The sequence below is a fragment of the Oceanobacillus sp. FSL K6-0127 genome, assembly GCF_037983385.1.
Lineage (GTDB): Bacteria > Bacillota > Bacilli > Bacillales > Amphibacillaceae > Oceanobacillus > Oceanobacillus profundus.
This window is the reverse complement of the sequence record NZ_CP150287.1, coordinates 1,557,884-1,582,858: the sequence shown is the minus strand read 5'-3', so window position 1 is coordinate 1,582,858 and position 24,975 is coordinate 1,557,884. Positions and strand designations below refer to the sequence as shown.

Genomic DNA, 24,975 nt, shown 5'->3' with positions numbered 1-24,975 from the left:
GTAAACTTGCCATTATAAATAAAAATTCATCTAAATTTAGACGGCTTTTTTTATTTATAATGGCATTTGAGTAGGTAAGGTTGCGTTTTCATTTGACATTGTTATCTTTTAAACTTTTTATAAACAATGTAACCCAGTAGGATATAAAGACTACTGCAAGATCGACAAGAAAAATGTGGAAATTATTAGTTCCCTTATGAAGCTCCAATAAGCCCATCCATTCTTCCAGTGTTGCAAAACCAAATGCAAACACTGCACTTAACAGAATAGCATATACGTAAAAATTCTTCCTATGCTTTGTTGTATATTGATATAGAAGTAAAAAAACAACAGGAAGAATGGACACTGTTATATTCAAAGAGTATGGCAGTGCCGGTGCGAGAAAGAATGTATGAAACATGAAATTATATCTTTCAAGAATTATACTGGCATAAGTCCATAAAATATGTACCATAAAGCCAAAGAAAAATACTTCAAAAATTCTACTTCGATCCACTGCAAAGAAAAGCAGAACCAGTGGAAGAATAAAAACCAGCAACGTTACCCAGAACTGCCATGTACCAAAATTGGAATAATCGTTCCAGTAGTTCGATATAAGCCCATTAAATTCTTCTGTCTTCACATAAATTTCATCCCGATATTCTATATAATCCACAAAATCCCTCCTAATTTTCAGGCTTATTTTATGGATTAATGATTTATTTATGTAATTTTATTCAGGAAGCAGGCTATAGCCCCAGAATAATAAAATAACTTCCTACAACAAACGTTTAAAATACAAATTGGCATGCGTGAACACGGATGATTACCGTATTCACACATGCCAATTAACAGCTTATATAGACGCTAACTGTAGAAGCACATTCTTTAAACGCCCCACTTTAATTTTTACCATGAATTGGTAAAAATCTAAATTTCCCCTGTACCCTCAGTACGCTTTCCCTCAAACTTATCGAGCAATGCACGCACTTCATCTGTTGACTCTGTGCTCATCAATTGATTTCTTAACTCGCCTGCACCGCGAATCCCGCGGACATATATTTTAAAGAAACGACGTAGAGGCTTAAACGCACGTGGTTCTACTGCTGAATATTTATCAAAGAGATCCAGATGCAGTCTTAAAAGTTCAAGCAGTTCCTGACTGCTATGATCTTTCTGCTCCATTTCAAAGGCAAACGGATTTTGAAAAATTCCACGCCCAATCATAACCCCATCAACACCATATTTCTCGGCAAGCTCCAAGCCAGTTTGACGGTCAGGAATATCCCCGTTGATCGTCAAAAGCGTATCTGGCGCTATCTCGTCACGAAGTTTCTTAATCTCCGGAATCAATTCCCAATGAGCATCTACTTTACTCATTTCCTTTTTCGTACGAAGATGGATGGAAAGATTAACAATGTCTTGTTCCAAGACGTGTGTCAACCAGTCGCGCCATTCGTCTACATTCGTGTAACCAAGCCTTGTCTTCACACTTACAGGCAATCCACCTGCTTTTGCGGCTTGTATTAGCTCTGCTGCAACTTCCGGACGGCGGATAAGGCCACAACCTTTCCCTTTCCCTGCCACATTTGGTACAGGACAGCCCATATTGAGATCGATCCCTTTAAATCCTTCTTCCGCCATACCAATACTCATTTGCCTAAAGTATTCAGGCTTATCGCCCCATATATGGGCTACAATCGGTTGTTCATCCTCTGTAAAAGTCAAACGCCCACGGACACTTTGTTTCCCATCTGGGTGACAATAGCTCTCCGAGTTTGTAAACTCTGTAAAGAACACATCGGGTCTACCTGCCTCACTTACAACATGACGAAAAACAACATCCGTCACATCTTCCATTGGTGCCAATATAAAAAACGGTCGTGGTAAATCACGCCAAAAATTATCTACCATTTCAAATTCAAATCCTCTCATTCCGGGAAACCAGGACAAACCCTTACCACAAAATTAAAAAGCAGAAAATGGCTCCTGCTCCTTTTATATTTATACCATGTTTAAGTACTTTTTATCAATCCGAGTAGGAGTTATTTTATTTTAATTAGACACCTGATGTACGTTTAAAATAAGCTATTCCGAATTTCGACTCTCCAACCTGCACCAACATTCCCTAATTTAGTCAAACAAAATAAGCTATAATTAGTTATAATCAATAGGAAAAAGACGGGTGATGATTATGAATGAAGGGAAAAGGATTTTAATAATTGAAGACGATCAAGAAATAAGTAAACTACTAAGCGTTATTTTAACAAAAAAAGAATTGGATTCGATTGCGGCTTATTCTGGCACTGAAGGTCTCCTGCAACTACAAAATAATAAGTTCGATTTAATCTTATTAGACTTAATGTTACCAGGTAAGAGTGGAGAGGAATTAATAAAAAAGATCAGAGAAGAGAATTCCATCCCCATAATTGTGATTTCAGCCAAGGTTGATATAGAAAATAAAGTGCACGTATTGAAAATGGGGGCAGACGATTATATAACCAAACCCTTTAATCAAGAAGAGGTTCTTGCCAGAGTTGAAGTTCAATTACGAAAATCAACCATTACATCACGAACAGCGGAGAATGTATGGCGCGGACTTAAGATTCAACCTGAAAAACTATCTGTCTCTTTAGATAACACAGAGCTGCAATTGACGAATGCAGAATTTGATATTTTGTCCTTATTTGTAAGTCATCCAGAGCATGCCTTTTCCAAAAGGGAGATTTATGAAAGCATCTGGAAAGGTACCTATTTAGGTGATGATAATACGATTAGTGTTCATGTCTCAAATCTTCGCAAAAAAATGGCCGAAATCACTTCTGATGAGTATATAAAGACAATATGGGGAGTAGGCTTCATGCTGGTGTAATTTCTTTATGATTTCTTTATGTTTTGTTTAAGGGAAATTAAAGGCACCTAAGCTAAACTAAATATATCAAGAAATTTAGTGAAGGAGTCAACAAAATGGATACCATTATTCAAACATATCAATTAAAAAAGACCTTTAAAGAAGAAGAAATCATCAAACCCCTTGATTTCTCATTAAGAAAAGGAGAAATTTGTGCATTAATTGGTAAGAATGGCGCTGGAAAATCGACGTTTTTTAAAGTGCTTGCGGGACAACTAATGCCAACTGGAGGAGACATTCACTTATTTGGAAAATCAGGCAAAGAGATGATTCACTCAAAAAAAAGAATGGGTTTTATGATAGAAACACCTGAATTCTTCCCAGATTTTACTGCAACTCAAAATCTAGAGTATTTTCGAATTCAACGCGGCGTTATTGAAAAGAAACGCATTTATGAGGTTTTGCAAATCGTTGGTTTAGCAAATCAAAAGAAGAAACGATTTAAAGATTACTCGATGGGAATGAAGCAACGTTTAGGGATCGCCCTTTGCCTGCTAAGCAGTCCAGATTGTCTAGTGCTAGATGAACCAATTAATGGTTTAGACGCTGAAGGGATTATAGAGATTCGTAATTTATTATTGAGGTTAAATCAAGAAAAACAAATAACGATTTTAGTTTCCAGCCATATTTTAACTGAACTACAATTACTAGCTACACGTTTTGTATTTATCAAAAATGGTGTAATTGTCGATGATTTAAGCAAGGAGAATTTAAACGATAAAAGCAAGAAGCAAATTCAACTTAAAGTCGATGATGCAGCAAAGACATCACGATTGTTGGAACAAACCTATGCTGATATTCAGTATAAAGTCCTTCCTAATCATATCATAACCATCCAAAATCATGTAGAGGAGGGCGGCGAAATCAATCGCCTCTTAGTCGACAATGGTGTGTTAGTAATGGAGTTTCGTATGGAGGCACTGAATTTGGAAGAGTACTTCTTAGGATTAGTGGAGGGGAATGAAAAATGATTAATTATTTAAAAAGCGAAAATTATCGTTTATTACACAAAAAAGGACTTCATATTACGAGTGTTATCTGTTTAGTGTTAATTGCTGCAGCAGCGGCTGTCTTGTACTATTCCGGGAAACAAGATCAGAATTTCCCCTACGCTACGAGTTTGTTTTTTTATTCGAACGTAATTGGCAGTGGGATACTAATTATAATCGTTGCCTTTCTCTTTAATTTGGCTCTTACTGGCAAGGATACGTCTCTAATCAAACAATCTGTATCCTTTGGTGTATCTCGAAACACGATCTTTTGGTCAAAACTAATCCTAACATTGAGTTACTTTCTGGCAATATGTGCCGTTGGTCTTCTCTTAATGATTGGATTGGGAGAGAATCTTTTGGCTAGTGAGGAACAATCAGTCAGGTATTTCTTGACAGCTAGTATAAACATGTTCCCGATTGTGATGAGTGGATTTTTTATAATTCATGTGCTGAAAATGTTGAAGTTCGGTGAAGTCTATATCATTATCACGTTGCTATTCATCTTTATATTTTCTGGTGATCTATTACGGATGCTACTTCGCCCGATTTCAGGATTGAATGAGCTTTACAAATATGCACCAAGTACACTATTAAACGAAAACCTAATGAGCTTCTTGAACCAAGCAGTTCAATTCGATTACCATTACTGGGTTACTGGCATCGTTATTTCAGTGTTTTCTTTACTAATAGGGGCAAGAAAGTTCGCTAAACAAAATATCAATTGATGGAGATGGGATGAATGGAAGTGAGTAGCTGGTTGATAATCATTACTTTGATGTTACTACTAATTGTTAATATCGGGATGCTTCTGCTTTTTCATTGGGATATCAAAAAGATGACAAACCAATTAGAAGTAATCATTGAAAATTTCGGTACAAATGAATTGGTTCGCACAAATACACATAGTAAAAGCCTAATTCGATTTGCCGCCAAAATCAATCAGCTCATTCAATTATTTAAGGAAGATCAACAGTACACCCACAGAAGAGAAAAAGAACTAAAGCAAGAAATAACTAATATCTCTCATGATTTGAGAACGCCCTTAACATCAATTAAAGGATTTTCGGAATTGCTAACTGATCGATCTTTATCTGAAGTAGAAAAGAAAGAGTTTCTAGCTATTATTCAAAAGAAAATTGACACTCTCACAATGATGGTCGATCTATTCTATGAACTTTCCCAGATCGACTCTGAAGACAAGCAATTGATAATGGAACAGCAGTTTTTAGATCAACTTGTCGTAGAAGCTATGCTACTGTTTTACGACGATTTTGAAAAAAGCCAGTTAAGCATACATGTGGATGAAGTTGTTTTACCACCCATTATTGCAGACAAGAAGGCAACAAACCGAATTGTGACAAATATTATTCAAAATGCGTTACGATATGCAAAAAGCTATTTAACCATTACCTTAATTGAAGATGAGAAATATGTCTGGTTAAGAGCAATAAATGATGTTACCGAGTTTAATCGTACTGAAATCAATCAAATTTTTGATCGAACATTTAGATTGGATAACAGCCGAACAGCTGGGCACCTTGGATTAGGCCTGCATATTGTCAGACAGCTTATCAACAAACAGGGCGGGAAAGTAGTTGCAGATATTCATAAAAATGAATTCAGAATCGATGTTGCGTTTAAAAAATGGAATTAGTTGGGTAAACACATCTTAGTAGCAAAGATGTAATAACACGTCGGAGTGAGTTGATAAAACCCTGTTCCGTATTCTCATTGTTCATAACGTACAACATTAACTTATCAACCTCTTTATTATTTCCGACAAAACCAGGATATAATGCGGAGTTATTTGTTTTCAAACACGATCTCAGCTTTCGCTACAAGCTTGTAGATCACAAAACTCAAGAGCTCCGTCCTTTCTTATAATAAATTTACGATTTGTTTAATCTAACTTAATATTCATATGATATAATCACAATGTATTGACTGAATTTTGATATTATTAGGCAAACACACTCATACTAGTTTTCTGAAAGGTGATTTGATGATACAAAACTCAAAAATCTTAATTTTAACTGGAAGCTACGGTAATGGCCATTTGAAAGTTTCTAATACATTAAAGGAAACTTTGATTGCGTATGGCTGCAATGAAGTAATAGAATCCGATTTATATTTAGAAGCACACCCAATATTAACAAAAGCAACTAAATTTTTATATATTAAGAGTTTTACCTATGGACAGAAGCTATATGGCAGTTTTTATTATGCGGGAAAGAAAGAAAAAAGTGTCTCTCCATTAGATTTCATCAATTACTATGGCAGAAGGACATTAGCAAATTTAGTGAAAGAATTTAATCCCGATATCATTATCAATACATTTCCAATGACTGTTGTTCCGGAATTCTTAAAGAAAGCAGGTTCACCAATTCCAATGGTTAATGTGTTAACAGACTTCGGCCTGCATAATAATTGGATACATGAGGAGATTGGACGATATTATGTCGCTTCCGATGATTTAAAAGCTGAAATGATTGGAAAAGGAATTTCTTCTGAAAAAATCAAAGTTACAGGCATACCGATCCAGTCTAGTTTTGAAAGTGATGATGATAAAAATCGATTGCTCGAATCCTATGGATTAAAGAAAAATATGCCTGTCACGCTTCTTGCCGCTGGTGCTCATGGTGTAATGAAAAAATATGGTCGATATCGTCCAGCGCTTGTTAGCAATAAAGGACAACCAAGTTATCATCGTTTGTGGCCATAACAAGAAATTAAAGATGAGCTTAACTAGTAAATTTGGAGAAAATAATCATGTGAAAATTTTAGGTTATACGAATAACATGGACGACTTAATGAAGCTATCAAATGTGATGATTACGAAGCCTGGCGGCATTACATTAAGTGAAGCGCTGGCAGTGCAGGTTCCATTAATTCTTTACCGTTCTGTACCTGGTCAAGAAAGAGAAAATGCTCTATTTTTCGAACAAAAAGGTGCTTGTATCAATGTTGACAATCCAGATTCATTAATCGAAACGATCACAAATCTCATTTCTCAGGAACAGATGCAAACGACAATGAAAGAAAATATGAGATCCCTATATCATCCCCATGCTGCAAAGGTTATTTGTGACGATGTTAGCACTATGTTGGAAGAACAAAAGGAAAAACGTATAAAGGAATTTGTATAACAAATGAATATCTTAAAAAATGTCACAGCTAATGTCACAGCAAGACAAGAATTTTTATTACTCATTATCCCTCTTTTTCTCATTGAATTTGTTAGGGGGGCATTTGTTTTTAGCTACCTTCCAGGTTTATCTATCCACCCTGGGGGGATTGCTTTAACAATCATTGGACTAGCTATATCCATTCACTTTATAGGTGATTCCGTGACAAATTTAATTGTTGGCTATTTCATGAAGCTATTTGGAAGTAATGTTGTCATTCATCTAAGCTTTACCTTTTCTATAATGGGTCTAGTGATGGTGGCAATATGGACGAATGGTATCACGCTGATTGTCAGTGCTTTATTTTTAGGAATTGGCATTTGCCCCCTATGGATCATTTTATTATCCAAAGCAGGTAAACAACAGCGTGGGCAAAATATTAGTATTGTCTATTTCGGTTGGCTTGCTGGGATTGGCGCTGGGTTAATAACGATGAACCATTATTTACAATTCAACTTTAAATATATTTTATGGTTTCTTCCTGCACTCATTCTACTTGGCTGGCTAATTTATACGCTTGTGAATAAAGGTGACGTATCATATCGGCTCTCTAACCTTAAGGAACAAAAAGACAATACCATTACATTAATAAAAAAGAGTAAAGTTGTCGTACCTGGATTATTATTGCAGGGTGTTGCAATGGGAATGATTATCCCAATTCTCCCTGCATTCGCAATTAATGTATTGCACGTTTCAACGGATCAATATTCCTTATTAATGTTGCTAGGTGGAGGAAGTGCGTTATTATTCCTTGTTCCAATTGGAAAATTGGTTGATAAAATTTCAAATAAAGTCGTCCTTTTTATTATTGGTTTTTGTTTGTTTGCTCTGTCGCTATTAATCCTAATTACGAGCCCTAACATTGTGGCTACATTTGCAATCGTCATTTCGCTCGGATTGTTTTACGCCTTATTTTTACCAGCTTGGAATGCATTTATTGCTGGATTTATACCTGAAAATTTAAAGGAAGCTGGCTGGGGTATCTTCTCCGCCTTACAAGGCTTTGGTGTCATGATTGGACCAACCATCGGCAGCGTTTTAGCCAACCAAAACCAAACCATAACGACGATCAAAGTGAGTGCAGCTATATTTGGCATAACTGCAGTCATTTACTTACTATATGCTTTGTTTTTTCGAAGGAAGAACATCTTGCTTTAAATAAAATAGAGTTTTCCAGATTCAGATCAATGGTTGTCAAAAGCAATATTAGAAGAAATGGCATGAAAAAAGAGAAATGAAACATTAAATGAGGTATTTGGGATTTGGTTATTCACGATATTAAAAAAAGACTGAACCCATATTGGATCCAGCCCTAATATAAAATGATATTTAAGTAAAAAAATCATTTAAAGAAAGATTGAATACGTAGTGTTATATCAACTGCAACAGGTAGCTTTTATAACTCTTTTAATTTTTTGTCCGAGGTTAATACAGCTTTACTTTTATGAGACCAAATCACAACCGGAATAAGGATTAAAGATAAAATCCCTCCAGCAAGTGATAGCATTTCGTAACTTGAACCAGCGACAACCATTCCTGACATGGCACTACCAGACGCTCCTGCTAATGCTATAAAGACATCAACTGTTCCTTGAGTTTTGGCCCGTGTTAAAGGTTCTGTTGCATCAACAATTAAAGCTGTTCCACTTATCAAACCAAAATTCCATCCGATTCCAAGTAATGAAAGTGCAACAATTAGAAGAAATAAAGAATCACCTGGAGCAAGCGCTGCTACAATACCTGAGGCGAGTAATGTAACGCCAGAAGCAATTACCATGGCGGTTCGACCTATCTTGTCAACAAGAATTCCAGTGAAAAGTGATGGAAGATACATGGAACCTATATGAAAGCCAATAACAAGCCCAATTGCACCTAAACTATGACCATGATGCCCCATATGAATTGGTGTCATTGTCATAATAGCAATCATGACAATTTGCGTAAGTACCATTGTGAGAGCACCAACTGTAATTCGCTTTTTGTTTAGGTGATTCTTCTCAGTTATTTTTTTAGGTTCTGTTTTTTGCTTATTTTCATTTATTTTTAACGCTATAATGAATGGATCAGGACGTAAAAAGGCAAATAATACAATACCTGCTACTATAAATGCTGCCGCGGATAAAATAAAAGGACCTGCTAATTCTGGGACACCAATTGAAAGAGCGACATTCCCCATCACCTCTACTAAGTTGGGACCTGCAACTGCACCGAATGTAGTTGAAACCATCGCTATACTCACTGCAGTTGCTCGCTGTTTGTTCGAAGCCAAGTCTGTACCAGCATAACGGGCTTGTAAATTGGTTGCAGTACCTGCACCATAAACAAGTAGAGAAGCGAATAATAAAAATACACTATTTAAGACAGCAGCAAACACAACACCTATTGCTCCAAGTCCACCTGTTATAAATCCTGTTGCTAGACCCATACGTCTTCCAAAACGGTTAGAAAGTCTCCCTACTGTTAAAGCAGCTCCTGCAGATCCTAACGTAAATAAAGCAGCAGGAAGCCCTGCAAATGCGTTTGTTCCAAGCATTTGTTCAGCAAGTAGTGCCCCTACTGTTATTCCAGCAGCTAATCCTGCCCCGCCAAACATTTGAGAAATAACAACGATGATTAATGTACGTTTATATAATTGTCTTTGTTTCGCTGGATTATCTATATAACTTTGGATCAAATCATTCGTTTCACGAGACATATTCCCCCTCCTTCCTCCATTAATTTAAGCTATCTTCAAATTGATACCAATCTTGAACGTTGCTTTCAAAACGAAAGGCATGTATTCCTCTCGTCTTTAAAAGCTCTACTGCTTCTACTGACATCAAACAGTATGGTCCTCTGCAGTAGGCAACTACATCACAGTGGGTTGGTAAAGAAGAGAGTTTTTCCTTTAATTCCTCAATTGGCATCGAAACAGCACCCGGAATATGAGCTTTTTCATACTCTTCTTTCGGCCTGACATCTAACAATAAAACTTCACCTTTTTCCATCCGGTCTTTAAGTTCCACAAGTGAAATACCATTCATGCCAAGATTGGCATTTAAGAATTCTTGTTTTATTTGTTGCACCTGTACAAACTGCTTTTCTGACAAAGTATGCAGACACTTTAGAAAGCCGGAAATCGCTGTATCTGCTAATTCGTAGATTACATAGTTACCTTTCTTCTGAAACTTTACCAATCTGGAATTAGAGAGAGTTTGTAAATGTTGAGATACATTTGCCACAGACATGGTAGTTGCTTTCGCCAATGCTTCCACCGATTTTGGGCCTTGAGATAAGATATCAAGAATCTCTATACGCTTTGGGCTGGAAAGGCTTTTACCTAGTCTTGCAAACTCTTGATATAATAAATCTTTTAAATTTCTTTCGTTTAGCATTTTAAATCACCAACTATTCAAGTGTTTTATTGAATAGTTGAATTATAGTCATAACCACTATCTTTTGTCAATCCTTTATTTAGAAGTAAAAAACAAGTGGAATAATGAAAACCACTTGTTTTTTTTACTTTGCATTTTGATGGGATTTTTAACTATGTGTACATAACATGCCTTAACCCTAAAAAAGACCAAAAAGCTGATACCTTTTAAAGGCGGTGGCGTTAGACCACGCATTTGTAGTAAGAAGAGACTAAGTGTCCCAGTAAGATTATGTTACTGAATAAGTTGAGCCGGTTTCCGAACAAAGCACATAATACCAGCAATAAGTATGAAGATGCCTGGAAAAATACCAAATCCAACAGTAATAACAGCACCCAAGATAGAAGTCACAACGAAAATAATACCAGCACTTTTAGGGTGCTTATTACCTTTAATTAAGAAAATAGCGACAATACTCAATATAATAGCCAGCACAGCTACAATGAGAATAAGCCATCCGCCTGTACTCAATCCTTCAATTAGAGTGTCCAGATCACCAAGACCCATTTCTGGAGTTTGCTCTACGATATCTTGGAGGATAGCTTCATTATTTTGCAGAACTAACATAACAACTCCAAAAGCTCCAAGAAGTCCGTAACCTAAAATTCCAATTATAGCTAATACAATTTCGACTGTTCTTTTCATTATCTATACCTCCTTTCTATTTTATTTATACCACGTTCCTCATATGAGAAGGAAGTTATTGTAATTATTGAGTGTACTAAATTTACAATTGATTCCATTAGAAGCACCTCCCTAAAATAATGCGTTATACTTTTTTCATACGAAATAAAAAGGTAAAAGTTTCAACTGACAAAATATGTTCGAAACACTATCGATGAAGAAATAAAGCTAGACCTCTTAATGAATCCAGCTTACGATATTGATTTTTGATTTGATCGGTAAAGACGATTAAACTGGTGGTGGAAACAAACCAGAGACAAATCTGTATCACCCGTTCCTCAAAAATTCGGTAGACCTTAACCACATATCTTCAACTAGAATTGTATGACTCTACCAAATATTTAGCAGAGGGCAGAAGAATTTATTTGTAGTGCGAAACAATTTTTATATTGTTCCATAATTACGATTTTAGATTAAAAATGGGATTCGATCAGATTCGATTTAGGAACAAAAATCCAAAGGTAAGCCAGGAAGGATTGGAGATCGAATAAAAAAAGATCCCGAATTCGCAAATGTTTATTTTTACGAAGACAGGATTAGAATAGAGGATGTTTATTTGCTTAGCAAAGTATTATTGTATTACATAGGAAAAGAAAGTGTTTCAGTAGCATAAGAAAAATCAATTTTTAATGAAATAGACTCCATTAATAAACAAATAAGATCATCTGTATTGTCCTATGTCAGATTTAGAAATATAAAAAGTAGATTACAATTACTAATATAATACGATAAATTGCAAATGGGATTAATTTAACTTTATTAATTAATTTCAGGAAAAAACGAATAGATATTAATGCGAATACAAATGCACTAATAAACCCAACAATGAAAAATGGTAAAGCATCTAAGGTAAAGTACTCCCAGTTTTTTATTAATGACAAGAAACTTGCACCAGCCATAATTGGGACAGCCATGATAAATGTAAAGTCTGAGGCTGTGCGGTGATTCATCCCCACTAATACACCACCTGAAATGGTTGCACCTGACCTAGAAAACCCTGGCCACAATGATAAGCATTGAATTAATCCAACTGAAAATGCTTGTTTATAAGTTATTTGATCCACAGATACAACTTTTGGATTTTTAGAACGAAGTAAATCCGCTGCAATCATAAAGAATGCACCAATTAATAAACCAATTAGAACGGTTTTGGTTGTAAAGAGGTTCTCATCAATATAGTCCTCAAATAGTAATCCTAAAACGCCTGCTGGAATCAAACCAACAATAATGTGGGTTAATTTTAGATGTTCCCTATTATATACTTGACCCTTTTTATTAAAAATACGATTTAATCCAAGCAAATCAATAAATCTATCCTTAAATACAATCACAACGGCTAAAATAGATCCGAGCTGAATAACTATCTTAAACGTATTTGCCGCATATTGCCCCAAGAATTCGGTAGACTTTAGCCACATATCATCAACTAGGATCATATGTCCTGTAGAGGATACTGGTGCGAATTCTGTTAATCCCTCCACTAACCCTAGTATTATTGCTTTTATTAACTCAACGAAATCCATTCTTTAAACTCCTTTTATATTGTTATTTCATTACCTTGAAAGATTTGCACCCTTGAAATCATTTTTTTACTCTTTCAAAGCAAAAAACAGGTTTTGAATCATCTACTATAGTAAAATTTTTTTCATAAAAAAACTATCCTCTAATACAAATATATCTCATTCACATATAAAATCATATTTCTTTTATCTTAAAAAATACATATTAATTTTTAAAAAGGTATCTTTACCTCCGCTTTGATAACTCAGCTTTCGCAGACCAAACTTGGCAGAATGCCTTGATATAACGAGACAAATTAAAATTAATGAATAATCTTGCTTCATTCTCTTCCACTTTGAAGCGTTAAATCAGTCTGAACAAAAAGATCTGCAAATGACGAAGATAACTCTGCTTATACAGTTCGGCAACTATGTATTTAACCGAAGCTCTTGTGACTATTTAGTAAGAAAAATCCTCCCATCATTAAGAATGGAAGGATGTTAATAATTATTTACTCTTTCATTAGTTGAGAAGAAAATTTACTTTTACCTCCGCTTTAGCATAAACTTATCAATTACTGTCATTAAGGTGATAGCAAAGTTGAACAACACCAGAGTAAAATCTTTTTGTATCAATCAGTCTTAGATTCACTTTCTCCTTTATGTCAATAAACAAAGGTTTTCCTTCCCCTAAAATAACAGGGTGAACAGATAACCTAAATTCATCAACCAACCCTAATTTTATAAAAGTTGTAATAAGACTCGCCCCACCATATAGCCAGATATCTCTACCAGGCTTTTTCTTTAATTTATTAACTTCTTCAACAATGTTTTCATTTATTAATATCGCTTGATTATCAGACTCTTTTTGTGTTTTGGAAAATACATATTTCTTTTTACTATGAACCAATTTCCAAATTTCTTTTTCGTTATCTGAATCATCATTTTTGGGGATATATTGTCCCCATAAATCGTAGCTTTTTCTTCCATATAAAATAGTATCAATTTGATTCAAGAAATTTGTGAAACCCATATCCGATTCCATGATGCACCAGTCAACTTCTCCATTCGGTCCTTCAATAAATCCATCTAAAGTAACTGCTAAATCCAGAATTACTCTTCTTGCACTTTCGTTAATGCCCATATTTTTATCTCCTTTTATCTTATAGATTTTCCTTGTTGATAAAATCATAACGTATAAACTATACTAAACGTAAAACATGACAAGTAATGACATGATTAATTGAAAAGAGGTGAGCAAAATGTCAAAAGCAAAGCGTCTATTAGATATTCTTATGTTTGTCACCGCTAAGAAAAATTTTACAGCACAAGAAATAGCAGATGAATTTAATATATCTGTTCGTACTGTACATAGATACATACTAGATTTATCTGATATGGGAATGCCAATTTACTCTGAACAAGGACGAAATGGAGGGTATACAGTATTAACAAGTAGACTTCTTCCCCCTATTTTATTTACAGAAGAAGAAGTTGTTTCTATCTTCTTTGCTTTTCAATCTCTAAATTACTATCGCAATTTGCCTTTTGATTCTGAAATCACCTCGGTTGAACATAAATTATATAGTTCACTTCAGAGTGAAGCTAAAATAAAAGTGGATAAAATTCGTTCTTATATTGCTTTTTGGAATCCTAAAAGAACTATTGATACCCCATTTTTAAAAGATATTCTAGAGCATTCTATTGAAAATAAAAATTTACATATTCAATATGAATCTAAATCAGGAATGAGAAAAAAACACATCCGTCCTATTGGTGTATATGCTCATGATGGATTATGGTACTTACCTGCTTACGATTATCATAAGAAAAAAATATTACTGTATCGTGTAGATCGCATTCTATCAATCTTATCAGCTGAAAAAAATGAAGATGATTTCATGAATTTAGAAGAATGGTTCAACTTTCATGAAGTAAAAAACCCCGTTCGACTGCATGTGATCTTAACAATGGAAGGTGTCCGTCAATGTAAAAGTGTTCCTTATTTCGATGGTTTTGTAGGCACACAAGAAGATGGAACTGGATACATTGATACAATCATTGATAGAGGTGAACTTAATTTTATAACATCACTATTTTTGAGGCTTGGAAGTCATGCACGAATTTTGGAACCGAAGGAATTAATAGTTAGATTACGTAAACAAGCTGAAGAAATTTTGACTATGTATCAAGATGAGAATTAGAATCTTGAGCTATTTAGCTATATTCCAACAATAATTTTGTTTCTATTATTTCACCTGTAAAACACAGTTTTGAGAAAAGATGAATTTTATTGAATAAGTATTGAATTATTATTACTTTAATATTGCGTGGGATATTGGATAAATCCAGTAATGACAACAGTTTGGGGATGAAAGAGTATTGAACTTGAAATTGGAATCGGCATAAAAAACTCGGGCTCCTGATGAGGAAAACCCGAGAAATTATTGGATTCGGACTGAAAAAAGTAAATGTTTATTATTACGAAATCAGGATCGGACTAGCAAATGTTTATTTTTACAGCCAAATGACTTTTTTAATTAGACACGCGTTAATTTAATCTCTTCCGAAATCCCCCACCTCAAACCCGCATTCCACCGTTTCAGTTAAAATAAAGTTTTGCTACCGAACCACCATTCCCCCCAATTTTGGGTTTAATTATTGCAGCAAAATTTGAGTTGGAATTTTCATTTGAAACAGAAGAAATCATTATGACAAGTGAATATCTCGAAGAAGGACAAGTAGTTGAAGGGAAATATGAAATAGAAATCCTAGAAATAAACGAAGATTCATATGTTTTTAATTTTATTGATCTTAACACAGGAGAAGAATATATTGTTGACTCCACGCAAATTGAAGCATCTGCTTTACCTGTAATTGTTTATTTTATTGGTTCACAAGTTGCCAGAATAACAGTTCAACATATTGGTAAAAAAGCCATTTTAAAAATTGGTAAAAAAACATTCCAAGCGAAATCTAAAGATGCTGCCAAGAAAGCAACAGTCAATTTTTCTAATGTAACCATTAAAGCTGGAGGAAAAAATGTTTATTTTACTAATGCTAAAATGCAACATATTCTACAAAACCACCACCCAAATTATTGGACAGGAAAAGGTGGGAAATCAATGTTTGACCCTAGTTTAAGTGTCAATGGTGTAAAAAACATTGTTACTAATGTTATTAACAGTAATAAAACTACCATTGGAAATGCTCTTAAAAAAGGAAACTCTGTTAATTGTGACCGTCAAGTAAAATGGAACAGTTAATGCTAAAATAACTGACACACTTTACTGGAAATTATCTTCCCTCTTTTGTGGTGAATTGTAGCCTCTAATAACAAGACATCTGTTAATCATTGTTCTGATTTTATACGGTGAAGGAGAATAACAAAGAGCCAAAATATACATTCTTATGAATAAAATAATGTATATTTTAGCTCCTCTTAGATATCAGAGTTGTTGAACTAACGCACCTATTAGTTTAAGTACATTTGTTCACAAGTTTAAAGTTTTTAGAACCTGCCTGTTATTTTTTGAGTATAAGTTTAAATGCAGTTACAAATAATACCCCTATAACAAATGAGGGGGTTAATAAAATGGAAGAAGCACCTACAAGTAATAATGGAATGAACACAAGCAATAATGGAATGAGTACATCTAATAAGATAAACCTTTCAGGTCTTGGTGTTGGAGCAATTGTACTAACCACTGTTTATACGGCGGTTTTGGCTTCACAGTTAATGGCTACCAAGCATAAAGTCGATTACCTTTATTACAAAGAATTAACACAAAATAAATAGCTAATTATAGACGGTGCGTTTTCACCGTCTTTTATTTATATAAAACAGAATTTGAACTAACCTGCCCCGTTAGTGCAACAAGCACAACTTCGTTAATGTGCATAATTATTAGTATATATACATTTTTTTCTTGAGCATCGATTATGCAAAAACAAACAGCGGTTGCATGACCGTTAAGACCATCATACACACTCTTCCATAAAAAAGGGAAGTCCTTAACTGGAAAAAAGTGTTGCATTTTATCAAGCAAAAACTGTGTCATATCTTTCAAGCGGTCACATTAATGCTTATAAGACTATAAATGGAATAAAATATAAAGTAAATATAGGGAAAGATGGGTATGTAAAATCAGCATATCCAGTTTAATGAGGTGATAATATGCTAAAGATTGAAACTTTGATTAAGGATACAAATATCAACATAGGTCACAAGTCTACTTTTTTATCAATTAATAATCCATTATCTGGTGATTTAGTGAATCAAACCTTAGATGAAAATGACCATGATTATCTAGAAGGAGCAATCAGATTAGAATGCAACTCTGAAGTTATCCTAACCGAAAACATGGAAACAACAGATTTGTTATTTACATGGCAAACATTAGTTGAACCTATATTAACACCAGGAAATAAAGAGTATGAAATATCAATTTTAGATTCCTTATATGAAGTTAAGATATTAACCAATAACTCAGGATTTACTTTTTGTATTAATAATACATCAAGTAAAGACAATCAAATTTCAAATACAATTCCTAAAGATGAGTATTCGAAAGCAATAATAGAGGGATTCTTAGCATTTGGAGAATTTATCGTCAATAATCAATTTTCTTTTTCGGAGGAAAGTTCCTATTCTTCTTTCGTTCAAGATTATAAAGCTTTAAAATCATGAAGAACAGAAGAGATAAGTCTCTTCTGTTTTTGGGTTCTACAATAAAATCCCAAAATGAAGCAAAAATGCACGTAGACTCCTTTATCAATTATCCTTGAGTTGTCTAGAAACAAAGAAATGATAGAAGCTGCGTTTGATAATCTGCTCTTATCGGAGAGGTTATTCACTATAATTTAACATAATTATCCATTTATATTGAAACTAAGTTACTCAACTATATGGTCTGATTGTTGAACACAAGTTTAACAACGATCTTCAACTAATGCTGCCCCGTTAGTGTAATTACATTTTTCACAAACTCTATAGTCCGCTCTTATTTTACCATATATTCAAAATATTTATATCCTAACTCTTTCCTCATTCCTCTAATGCCCATTTCTACTCATCTACTATATGTACCTGTAACTTAGTCCTTCCCCAACCAAACTCCCCTCAATCCCTTATCCCCCAAGTCTTCACCCCCTCTTTTACGCCACAAAGCAATGGAACTAAGTTCTTCCCCAAAACACCGAAAATGACCCGAATTAAGCCTTCTGGGTTGTGTAGAATATTCTGCCATTGTAACTAAGTTATTCCCCAGAATTGGGTAAAAGTATCAGGGGAAACTGGATAAAAGATTGGATATGCAACAATTTCAGGATGTAGTTACAGTTAGGAAATACACTGAATATAGATTGAAAATCCGTTGGATTTAGGGTTAGGAAAACTACTGAAAAGCGATTGGAAACTGTCTGAAAGCCTATATTGATAAGGGATTGAAGGAGTATTAAGCAAAAAGAATCGGACTGAATCACTATTGGATTCAGTCCGAATTTTTATTGATTTGGGATTGAAAACCCCTATTGGATGATGATTAAAAAGCCATCAAATTAAATATTGTTTTCCCTGCTGTTCTCTTCGTCCTCTTCCAATTCGGATACCAACTAAGTTCCATAAGGGAAGAACAAAGTTACATTGGGAACAAGGGAGTTACAGGGAGGCAACAGCTTCCACTTAGATTTGATATTTTATTCTACAGTTACACTCTTAGCAAAGTTGCATTGTAAAACAACAGAAATACTTTACTCTTTTCTTCTATCTCTAAGTCTAGGTTGGAAATATTACAAACCAAACTTCACTTCTTTTCTCTACTATGTGACGTTAATTTAATCTCCTCCGAAATCCCCCACCTCAAACCCGCATTCCACCGTTTCAGTTAAAATAAAGATTACCTACAGAACCCCCATTTTGGACGATTCTTGATACAAAAATGCCCGTTTTTCGCCGATTTTTCACCTGTTTTTTCACCTTTTTTTCCGAAGTTGGAATAAAGTTCTCCGAGAATGTTGCATAGTGGAAAGAAGAGAAAACCGAGTAAAGACAAGGGATTGGCATGAAAAAGACCCTGATATCGGAAATGTTTATTTTAACGAAATCAGGGTCGGAATAGCAAATGTTTATTTTAACAGCCAAGAGTCTATTTTAGTTTGACAAGCGTTTCTCCAACCAAGTAACAGCCTCCACATGATTCGTACTAGGAAACATGTCTACAGGCTGCACTTCCTTCGTCACGTAGCCACCATCCTCTAAAATACGAAGATCTCTTGCCAATGTCGATGGATTGCAGGATACATACACAATTCGTTTCGGTTCCATATCGATCATTGCTTGTAAGAAATCAGCTTCACAGCCTTTGCGTGGCGGATCAACTACAATAACGTCTGGTGTAAGGCCTTGTTCTTTCCATTTTGGCATTACTTTTTCAGCTTGTCCTACTGTAAATTCGGCGTTAGTTATACCATTAAGTGCTGCATTCTTTTTAGCATCATCAATAGCATCAGGTACAACTTCTATCCCATATACCTTTTTCGCCTTCTGCGCTAAGAATAAGGATATAGTTCCGATACCACAATAGGCATCAACGACAATATCATTCTTTCCAATTTTCGCATATTCTAATGCTTTATCATAAAGCACCTTCGTCTGTATTGGATTTACTTGATAAAAAGACTTAGCTGAAATCGCAAAAGTAATATCGCCGATTTTATCGTAAATATATGTTTCGCCCCAAAGCACTTTTGTTTTCTCACCAAGTATGACATTTGTACGCTTCTCATTTACATTTTGAACAATCGATTTAATCTGAGGGAATCGTCTCGTTAACTCGTCAATTAAGACATCTTTATTTGGCAATCTATTCGTCCGGGTAACGAGCACAATCATGACATCATTGGTTGCATGACCGGTTCGAATCATAATATGTCTAAGGTCCCCACAATGGTTTTCTTCCTGATAAGGTTCAATCCCAAGCTGGTTAGCAAGCTGTCTAACTACTGGCAGAATTTCATTGATTGTCTCAGCTTGAATACTGCATGTGTCCATATTTTCAACGATTCGATGACTTCGTTTTTGGTAATAGCCAACAATAAGCTCACCGTTCTTCTCTCCAACAGGGACTTGTACTTTGTTGCGATAATGATATGGATGCTTCATCCCCATGATTGGATGAATTGGTACATGCGGAAGATGGGCAACTTTCTTCATCACATTCTTCACTTGGTTTTGTTTCATATCAAGCTGAAGCTTATAGCTCATATGCTGTAGCTGACAACCACCGCAATGTACATGGCAGGTTGGCTCCACTCGTTCAGGACTTGACTTGGTAAGCTCCATTAATTTTCCGAAACCAAAATTTTTATTTACTTTAACAATCTTTACTATCGCTTCTTCCCCTGGTAGTACGTTTGGAACAAATAATGGATAACCATTAATTTTCCCGACACCATTCCCTTCATGGGTCAGGTCTTCAAAGCGTAGTGTGATTGTCTCGTTTTTTTTCACCGGTGTGGTTTGTTTTACCATTTATATCTTCCTTCAATTACATTATTTATAATTATTTTATCCTATTTCCTCTTCAGCAAGCAGTAAAATAAGTACCCACCGGCAAAGCGGACAGATACTTATTTTACTAATAAGCAAATACGGTTTTCAAATCAATCCGTAAATCATCAAAAATAGATACTTGAATTTCTTCCTCATCTGAATACAAACTTGGCCTACCGTAGTTTTGACTTTCTTCGAGGGTAAAAACACTAACCATCTTTTCTTGGGGTTCAACAATCCAATATTCCTGAACACCAGCCTGCTCATATTTATTGAACTTTTCAAGTTTATCTTTTCTTCCTGTCGATGGTGATAAAATTTCAATGACCATATTTGGAGCCCCTTTACAACCTGCATCATCTAATTTAGAGGTATCGCAAACAATCGTAATATCTGGCTCGAATACATTTCTGCTATCGTCTTTATCTTCTTCATCAAGATATAACACCACTTCAAATGGTGCAGGATATACCTTACACGCTTTTCCAACTAGATAATTAGCAAGTTGGCGATGTAACTCCGATAGAATTTCTTGATGGATTCTTGAAGGGGCTGCCTGCATATAAAGACGACCATCAATAATCTCTACTCTTACGTCCTCGGGCCATGATAAATAGTCGTTATACGTATAAATGCGATCTTCCTTTGGTAATGACATGTAATCACCCCAAGTTAGCAAATTTTATTATTTATTATAGCATTGTTGAACGGTCAATAACACCAAAAAGGAAGACTCTAATCCAAGTCTTCCTGCATATCAATAAATTCTTCTGGCACACAAAATTCGATGTGCTCCTGTAGGTTTACAAATTCACCAGGCAATAACCCACCATATTCACCATCGATATTTAATTGCATTTTTTCATCAGCAGATACTTTTACGTACCTCGCTTGTTTATAAATAATATTCTTACTATCCAAATGTGCGCCTCGTAGAGCGAGGGAGGCAATATGAATGAATTCAGCTAGGTTTGTTTTGCGCAAAATTAGCAAATCAAAATATCCATCATTCATTTTCGCACTTGGGGCAAGCTTTTCAAATCCCCCAACCGAATTGGTATTTGATACGAGAAATAACATAATATCATCTTCTAATACTTCATCATCATATTCAATCTTTACTTTAATTGGTTTTAGTGATGGAAGCATTTCAATCCCTTTGATATAATATGCCAGCTGTCCAAGCATTGTCTTTAGCTTGCTTGGTACATCATAGGTTAATTCCGTTAGCTTCCCGCCACCGGCAATATTCATAAAGTAATGCTCGTTGACTTTTCCAATATCCAGTAGCATCGATTTATTCGATAAAATAATATCCACTGCTTTATAGATATCTCGTGGGATTCGCAATGCTCGGGCAAAATCATTTGTTGTTCCAGCAGGGATAATTCCAAGCTTTGGCCGGTTATCGAAACCAGCTATTCCATTAATTACTTCATTAATAGTGCCGTCACCACCTGCAGCTACAATTAGATCATAGCCACGCTCTACCGCTGATTTCGCTGCTGCAATCGCATCATTTTCGCCAGTAGTAGCATGTGTGGATGTCTCGAAACCTGCAACCTCAAACTTTTCCAATATCGTTGGCAATGCTCTTTTGATTGCTTCACGCCCCGAAGTCGGATTATATATTATTCGGGCCTTTTTCATTCTATTTCCTCCCCCAATATGTTCACTCTGAAGGCTTTATCCATTTAGAACTCGTACTTTTGCATCTAATAAATATCATAGCCTTTTTCATATCAATTGAAAAGGATTAAAACATATCGAGACTGCCATTTGCAAGCAAATGACAGCCTTCCATATATATTTAACGTTTGCTGAGTTCTTCAGAAAGAATCTTGTTAACAAGTGGCGGGTTCGCTTGTCCTTTTGTAGCTTTCATAATTTGACCAACAAGGAAACCATGCGCCTTGCCTTTTCCACTTTTAAAGTCAATAATGGATTGCTCATTCTCATCCAGCACATTATTAACAATTTCTTTCAGCTGCTCTGGATCAGAGATTTGTACGAGACCTTTGTCTTTTACGATCTGTTCTGGATCTCCGCCATTTTCTACGAGCTCAGCAAATACTTTCTTCGCAATTTTAGAGGAAATCGTTCCGTCTTCAATCAACTGAATCATTTTAGCCAATGCTTCTGGTGTAATCGCTAATTCTTGGATTTCTTTATAGTGTTTATTCATGTATGCAGAAACTTCACCCATCAGCCAGTTCGATACTTGCTTGATGTCACCGCCATGCGAGACAGCTTCCTCAAAGAAATCGGACACTTGCTTCGAGTTCGTTAATACATTTGCATCGTATTCGGATAAGCCAAGTTCTGAAACATAACGTTTTCTGCGAGCATCTGGCAGTTCAGGAATTTCACTGCGCACACGTTCTTTCCATACATCATCAATGTATAGTGGTACTAAATCTGGTTCTGGGAAATAACGATAGTCATCCGAACCTTCCTTTACACGCATGAGAATTGTTTCTTTTGTTTTCTCATCGTAACGACGTGTTTCCTGAAGAATTTCGCCACCTGAAAGGAGTACTTTCTCTTGACGCTTCTCTTCAAATTCAAGACCTTTTTGTACAAAGGAGAATGAATTCAAGTTCTTAAGCTCTGCTTTCGTACCGAACTTCTCTTGTCCAATTGGACGTAATGAAATATTCGCATCACATCTTAGTGAACCTTCTTGCATTTTCACATCGGAAACGCCTGTATACTGGATAATATTTTTTAGTTTTTCCAAATATGCATAGGCTTCCTCTGGAGAGCGCATATCTGGTTCTGATACGATTTCAATCAGTGGTGTCCCTTGACGGTTAAAGTCAATATACGAATAACCATCTTCACCGTGAGTCAATTTACCAGCATCCTCTTCCATATGAACACGCGTAATGCCGATACGTTTCTTTTTCCCATTTACTTCAATTTCAATCCAGCCATTTTCACCGATTGGCTGATCAAACTGAGAAATTTGATATGCTTTCGGGTTATCTGGGTAAAAGTAATTCTTACGGTCAAACTTTGTGTGTGTCGCAATTTCACAATTTAATGCCATAGCTGCTTTCATTGCAAAGTTAACTGCTTCTTCATTTAAAACTGGAAGTGTTCCTGGATAGCCAAGATCAATTGGGTTTATATTCGTATTTGGATCAGATCCGAATGCATTAATACTCGGGCTAAATATTTTCGAATTTGTTTTTAATTCAACGTGTACCTCAAGTCCAATTATTGTTTCAAAATTCATTAGTTGGCACCTCCAAGCTGAGGTCGTTTTTTATGATGCTCTGTTGCCTGTTCAAATGCATGTGCTGCACGATATACCGTACTTTCATCAAAGTACTTGCCAATAATTTGCAAGCCGATAGGTAGTCCATTTTCAGAGAATCCACACGGAAGGGAGATTCCTGGAACGCCAGCAAGGTTAACTGGAATGGTTAAAATATCATTTGCATACATTGTTAATGGGTCATCAATAAGTTCGCCTACTTTATATGCTGTTGTAGGAGAAGTTGGTCCAACAATAACATCAAAGTCCTCAAAGATTTTGTCAAAATCCTGTTTAATTAAAGTACGTACTTTTTGCGCTTTTTTATAATATGCATCGTAATATCCAGAACTTAATGCAAATGTTCCGAGCATAATTCGTTTTTTCACTTCAGGTCCAAAGCCTTCGCTTCGAGATTTCTTAAATACATCAATCAGATTATCTGCATTTTCACTACGCACACCATAGCGCACCCCGTCAAAACGAGCTAAGTTAGCAGATGCTTCAGATGAAGATAATAAGTAATAAGCAGATACAGCATATTTAGAGTGCGGCAAAGAAACCTCTTCCCATGTAGCACCAAGTGATTCATATACTTTCAATGCCTCAAGAATAGACTCTCTAACTTCTGGTGCCACACCTTCAGCTAAGTATTCTTTCGGTACAGCAATCTTCAACCCGCTAATGTCCTTCGTCAATGCTTCGGTATATTTCGGCACGTCAATATTAGCACTTGTCGTATCCATTTCGTCATGTCCTGCAATGACCTCTAATACTCGTGCATTATCTTCTACTGTTCTTGTAATTGGTCCAATCTGATCAAGCGAAGATGCGAATGCAACTAATCCAAAACGAGACACACGTCCGTAAGTAGGCTTCATTCCTACAACTCCACAGAAAGATGCTGGTTGGCGAATCGAACCACCTGTGTCAGAGCCTAGTGAGAACAATACTTCACCTGCTGCAACCGCTGCTGCAGAACCACCACTAGAACCTCCTGGGACATAATCTGTATTCCATGGATTTCTTGTTGGTGTATAGCTGGAGTTTTCATTGGTTGATCCCATTGCAAATTCATCCATGTTTAGTTTTCCAACAGAAATTGCTTGTTCGTTCTTTAATTTTTGTACAACTGTTGCATCGTATAACGGATCATTGAAGTTATCTAAAAACTGACTCGCACATGTAGTACGAACACCTTTTGTTACGATATTATCCTTAATTCCACCTGGAACCCCAAATAGACTCGCTGTAGCATCTGCTGCTTCATCAAGTTCTTTTGCTTTCGCCCTAGCATTTTCTTCATCCAAGGTTAAAAAGGCATTTACTTGTCCGTCTACTTCTTTAATTCTACGGTAAGATTCATCAACTAGATCTTGAACCGTGATCTCTTTATTATGTAGCTTTGCTTCTAATTCTTTAATTGTATGGTCAAATAATGACATCTAGGGTTTCCCTCCTTGTTTTAGAAAACTAAAGAATTTGCCTGACCTTCTGC

General features: G+C 35.6%; 23 protein-coding genes. 11 read left to right on the top strand and 12 right to left on the bottom strand.

Features of this window, described 5'->3' with window-relative positions; translation table 11 throughout:
- Nucleotides 1-88: 88 nt before the first annotated feature.
- Both MHH64_RS07855 and MHH64_RS07850 read right to left on the bottom strand, forming a co-directional pair.
- On the bottom strand, nt 89-655 hold the full coding sequence (locus MHH64_RS07855) for a hypothetical protein (RefSeq protein WP_340003009.1): 567 nt from the start codon (nt 653-655) through the stop codon (nt 89-91).
- A gap of 254 nt (nt 656-909) precedes the next feature.
- Nucleotides 910-1,893 (bottom strand): tRNA-dihydrouridine synthase, encoded by a 984-nt coding sequence (locus tag MHH64_RS07850; protein WP_340003008.1) that lies wholly within the window; start codon nt 1,891-1,893, stop codon nt 910-912.
- Between the two features lie 280 nt (nt 1,894-2,173).
- On the opposite strand from MHH64_RS07850, the gene MHH64_RS07845 reads away from it, so the two are divergent.
- The 7 genes from MHH64_RS07845 (at nt 2,174) to MHH64_RS07815 (ending at nt 8,225) form a co-directional block, all read left to right on the top strand.
- Nucleotides 2,174-2,851 (top strand): response regulator transcription factor, encoded by a 678-nt coding sequence (locus tag MHH64_RS07845; RefSeq protein WP_303447717.1) that lies wholly within the window; start codon nt 2,174-2,176, stop codon nt 2,849-2,851.
- A gap of 95 nt (nt 2,852-2,946) precedes the next feature.
- Nucleotides 2,947-3,861: an ABC transporter ATP-binding protein gene (locus MHH64_RS07840; RefSeq protein ID WP_303447719.1), complete on the top strand. Its 915-nt coding sequence runs from the start codon at nt 2,947-2,949 to the stop codon at nt 3,859-3,861.
- Nucleotides 3,858-4,607, top strand: a complete 750-nt coding sequence (locus MHH64_RS07835) for an ABC transporter permease (protein WP_340003007.1) — start codon at nt 3,858-3,860, stop codon at nt 4,605-4,607. Before MHH64_RS07840 ends, MHH64_RS07835 begins: the two co-directional genes overlap by 4 nt.
- A gap of 20 nt (nt 4,608-4,627) precedes the next feature.
- Nucleotides 4,628-5,536, top strand: coding sequence for a HAMP domain-containing sensor histidine kinase (locus MHH64_RS07830; RefSeq protein ID WP_340003006.1), 909 nt, complete (start codon nt 4,628-4,630; stop codon nt 5,534-5,536).
- Nucleotides 5,537-5,884: 348 nt separating this feature from the next.
- Complete coding sequence (locus MHH64_RS07825; protein WP_340003005.1) at nt 5,885-6,604, top strand: hypothetical protein; 720 nt, start codon at nt 5,885-5,887, stop codon at nt 6,602-6,604.
- Nucleotides 6,537-7,028: a glycosyltransferase gene (locus MHH64_RS07820; protein ID WP_340003004.1), complete on the top strand. Its 492-nt coding sequence runs from the start codon at nt 6,537-6,539 to the stop codon at nt 7,026-7,028. The genes MHH64_RS07825 and MHH64_RS07820 overlap by 68 nt, the downstream gene beginning before the upstream one ends.
- Before the next feature lie 3 nt (nt 7,029-7,031).
- The gene (locus tag MHH64_RS07815; RefSeq protein ID WP_340003003.1) at nt 7,032-8,225 is read left to right on the top strand and encodes an MFS transporter; all 1,194 of its coding nucleotides are present in this window, start codon (nt 7,032-7,034) and stop codon (nt 8,223-8,225) included.
- 238 nt (nt 8,226-8,463) lie between these two features.
- On the opposite strand, the gene MHH64_RS07810 is transcribed toward MHH64_RS07815, so the two are convergent.
- From MHH64_RS07810 to MHH64_RS07790, 5 genes are all read right to left on the bottom strand, one after another.
- Nucleotides 8,464-9,762 (bottom strand): MFS transporter, encoded by a 1,299-nt coding sequence (locus tag MHH64_RS07810; RefSeq protein ID WP_340003002.1) that lies wholly within the window; start codon nt 9,760-9,762, stop codon nt 8,464-8,466.
- Nucleotides 9,763-9,781: 19 nt separating this feature from the next.
- A complete protein-coding gene (locus tag MHH64_RS07805) occupies nt 9,782-10,441 on the bottom strand; it encodes a metalloregulator ArsR/SmtB family transcription factor (protein ID WP_118890138.1) in 660 nt (219 codons plus the stop codon).
- A 273-nt stretch (nt 10,442-10,714) separates the two neighbouring features.
- Nucleotides 10,715-11,125, bottom strand: a complete 411-nt coding sequence (locus MHH64_RS07800; protein WP_095312700.1) for a DUF4064 domain-containing protein — start codon at nt 11,123-11,125, stop codon at nt 10,715-10,717.
- A 725-nt stretch (nt 11,126-11,850) separates the two neighbouring features.
- Nucleotides 11,851-12,687, bottom strand: a complete 837-nt coding sequence (locus MHH64_RS07795) for an undecaprenyl-diphosphate phosphatase (protein WP_340003001.1) — start codon at nt 12,685-12,687, stop codon at nt 11,851-11,853.
- A 547-nt stretch (nt 12,688-13,234) separates the two neighbouring features.
- The gene (locus MHH64_RS07790) at nt 13,235-13,807 is read right to left on the bottom strand and encodes a dihydrofolate reductase family protein (RefSeq protein ID WP_340003000.1); all 573 of its coding nucleotides are present in this window, start codon (nt 13,805-13,807) and stop codon (nt 13,235-13,237) included.
- Nucleotides 13,808-13,925: 118 nt separating this feature from the next.
- Between MHH64_RS07790 and MHH64_RS07785 the strand changes: the two genes are divergently transcribed.
- From MHH64_RS07785 to MHH64_RS07770, 4 genes are all read left to right on the top strand, one after another.
- Complete coding sequence (locus tag MHH64_RS07785; RefSeq protein WP_340002999.1) at nt 13,926-14,867, top strand: YafY family protein; 942 nt, start codon at nt 13,926-13,928, stop codon at nt 14,865-14,867.
- A gap of 444 nt (nt 14,868-15,311) precedes the next feature.
- The gene (locus MHH64_RS07780; RefSeq protein ID WP_340002998.1) at nt 15,312-15,929 is read left to right on the top strand and encodes an SAR2788 family putative toxin; all 618 of its coding nucleotides are present in this window, start codon (nt 15,312-15,314) and stop codon (nt 15,927-15,929) included.
- 329 nt (nt 15,930-16,258) lie between these two features.
- Nucleotides 16,259-16,462, top strand: a complete 204-nt coding sequence (locus tag MHH64_RS07775; protein ID WP_078989028.1) for a hypothetical protein — start codon at nt 16,259-16,261, stop codon at nt 16,460-16,462.
- A gap of 378 nt (nt 16,463-16,840) precedes the next feature.
- Complete coding sequence (locus tag MHH64_RS07770; RefSeq protein WP_303447742.1) at nt 16,841-17,353, top strand: hypothetical protein; 513 nt, start codon at nt 16,841-16,843, stop codon at nt 17,351-17,353.
- Nucleotides 17,354-18,814: 1,461 nt separating this feature from the next.
- On the opposite strand, the gene rlmD is transcribed toward MHH64_RS07770, so the two are convergent.
- The 5 genes from rlmD to gatA all read right to left on the bottom strand — a co-directional run bounded on the left by rlmD (nt 18,815) and on the right by gatA (nt 24,922).
- The gene (gene rlmD / locus MHH64_RS07765) at nt 18,815-20,194 is read right to left on the bottom strand and encodes a 23S rRNA (uracil(1939)-C(5))-methyltransferase RlmD (RefSeq protein ID WP_340002997.1); all 1,380 of its coding nucleotides are present in this window, start codon (nt 20,192-20,194) and stop codon (nt 18,815-18,817) included.
- Between the two features lie 106 nt (nt 20,195-20,300).
- Entirely contained in the window at nt 20,301-20,873 is a 573-nt protein-coding gene (locus MHH64_RS07760; protein ID WP_303447745.1) for a Uma2 family endonuclease, read from the bottom strand.
- A 77-nt stretch (nt 20,874-20,950) separates the two neighbouring features.
- Entirely contained in the window at nt 20,951-21,865 is a 915-nt protein-coding gene (locus tag MHH64_RS07755; protein ID WP_095312656.1) for a diacylglycerol kinase, read from the bottom strand.
- Nucleotides 21,866-22,025: 160 nt separating this feature from the next.
- A complete protein-coding gene (gene gatB, locus MHH64_RS07750; protein ID WP_340002996.1) occupies nt 22,026-23,456 on the bottom strand; it encodes an Asp-tRNA(Asn)/Glu-tRNA(Gln) amidotransferase subunit GatB in 1,431 nt (476 codons plus the stop codon).
- Nucleotides 23,456-24,922: an Asp-tRNA(Asn)/Glu-tRNA(Gln) amidotransferase subunit GatA gene (gene gatA, locus MHH64_RS07745; RefSeq protein WP_340002995.1), complete on the bottom strand. Its 1,467-nt coding sequence runs from the start codon at nt 24,920-24,922 to the stop codon at nt 23,456-23,458. Before gatA ends, gatB begins: the two co-directional genes overlap by 1 nt.
- Between the last annotated feature and the right edge of the window lie 53 nt (nt 24,923-24,975).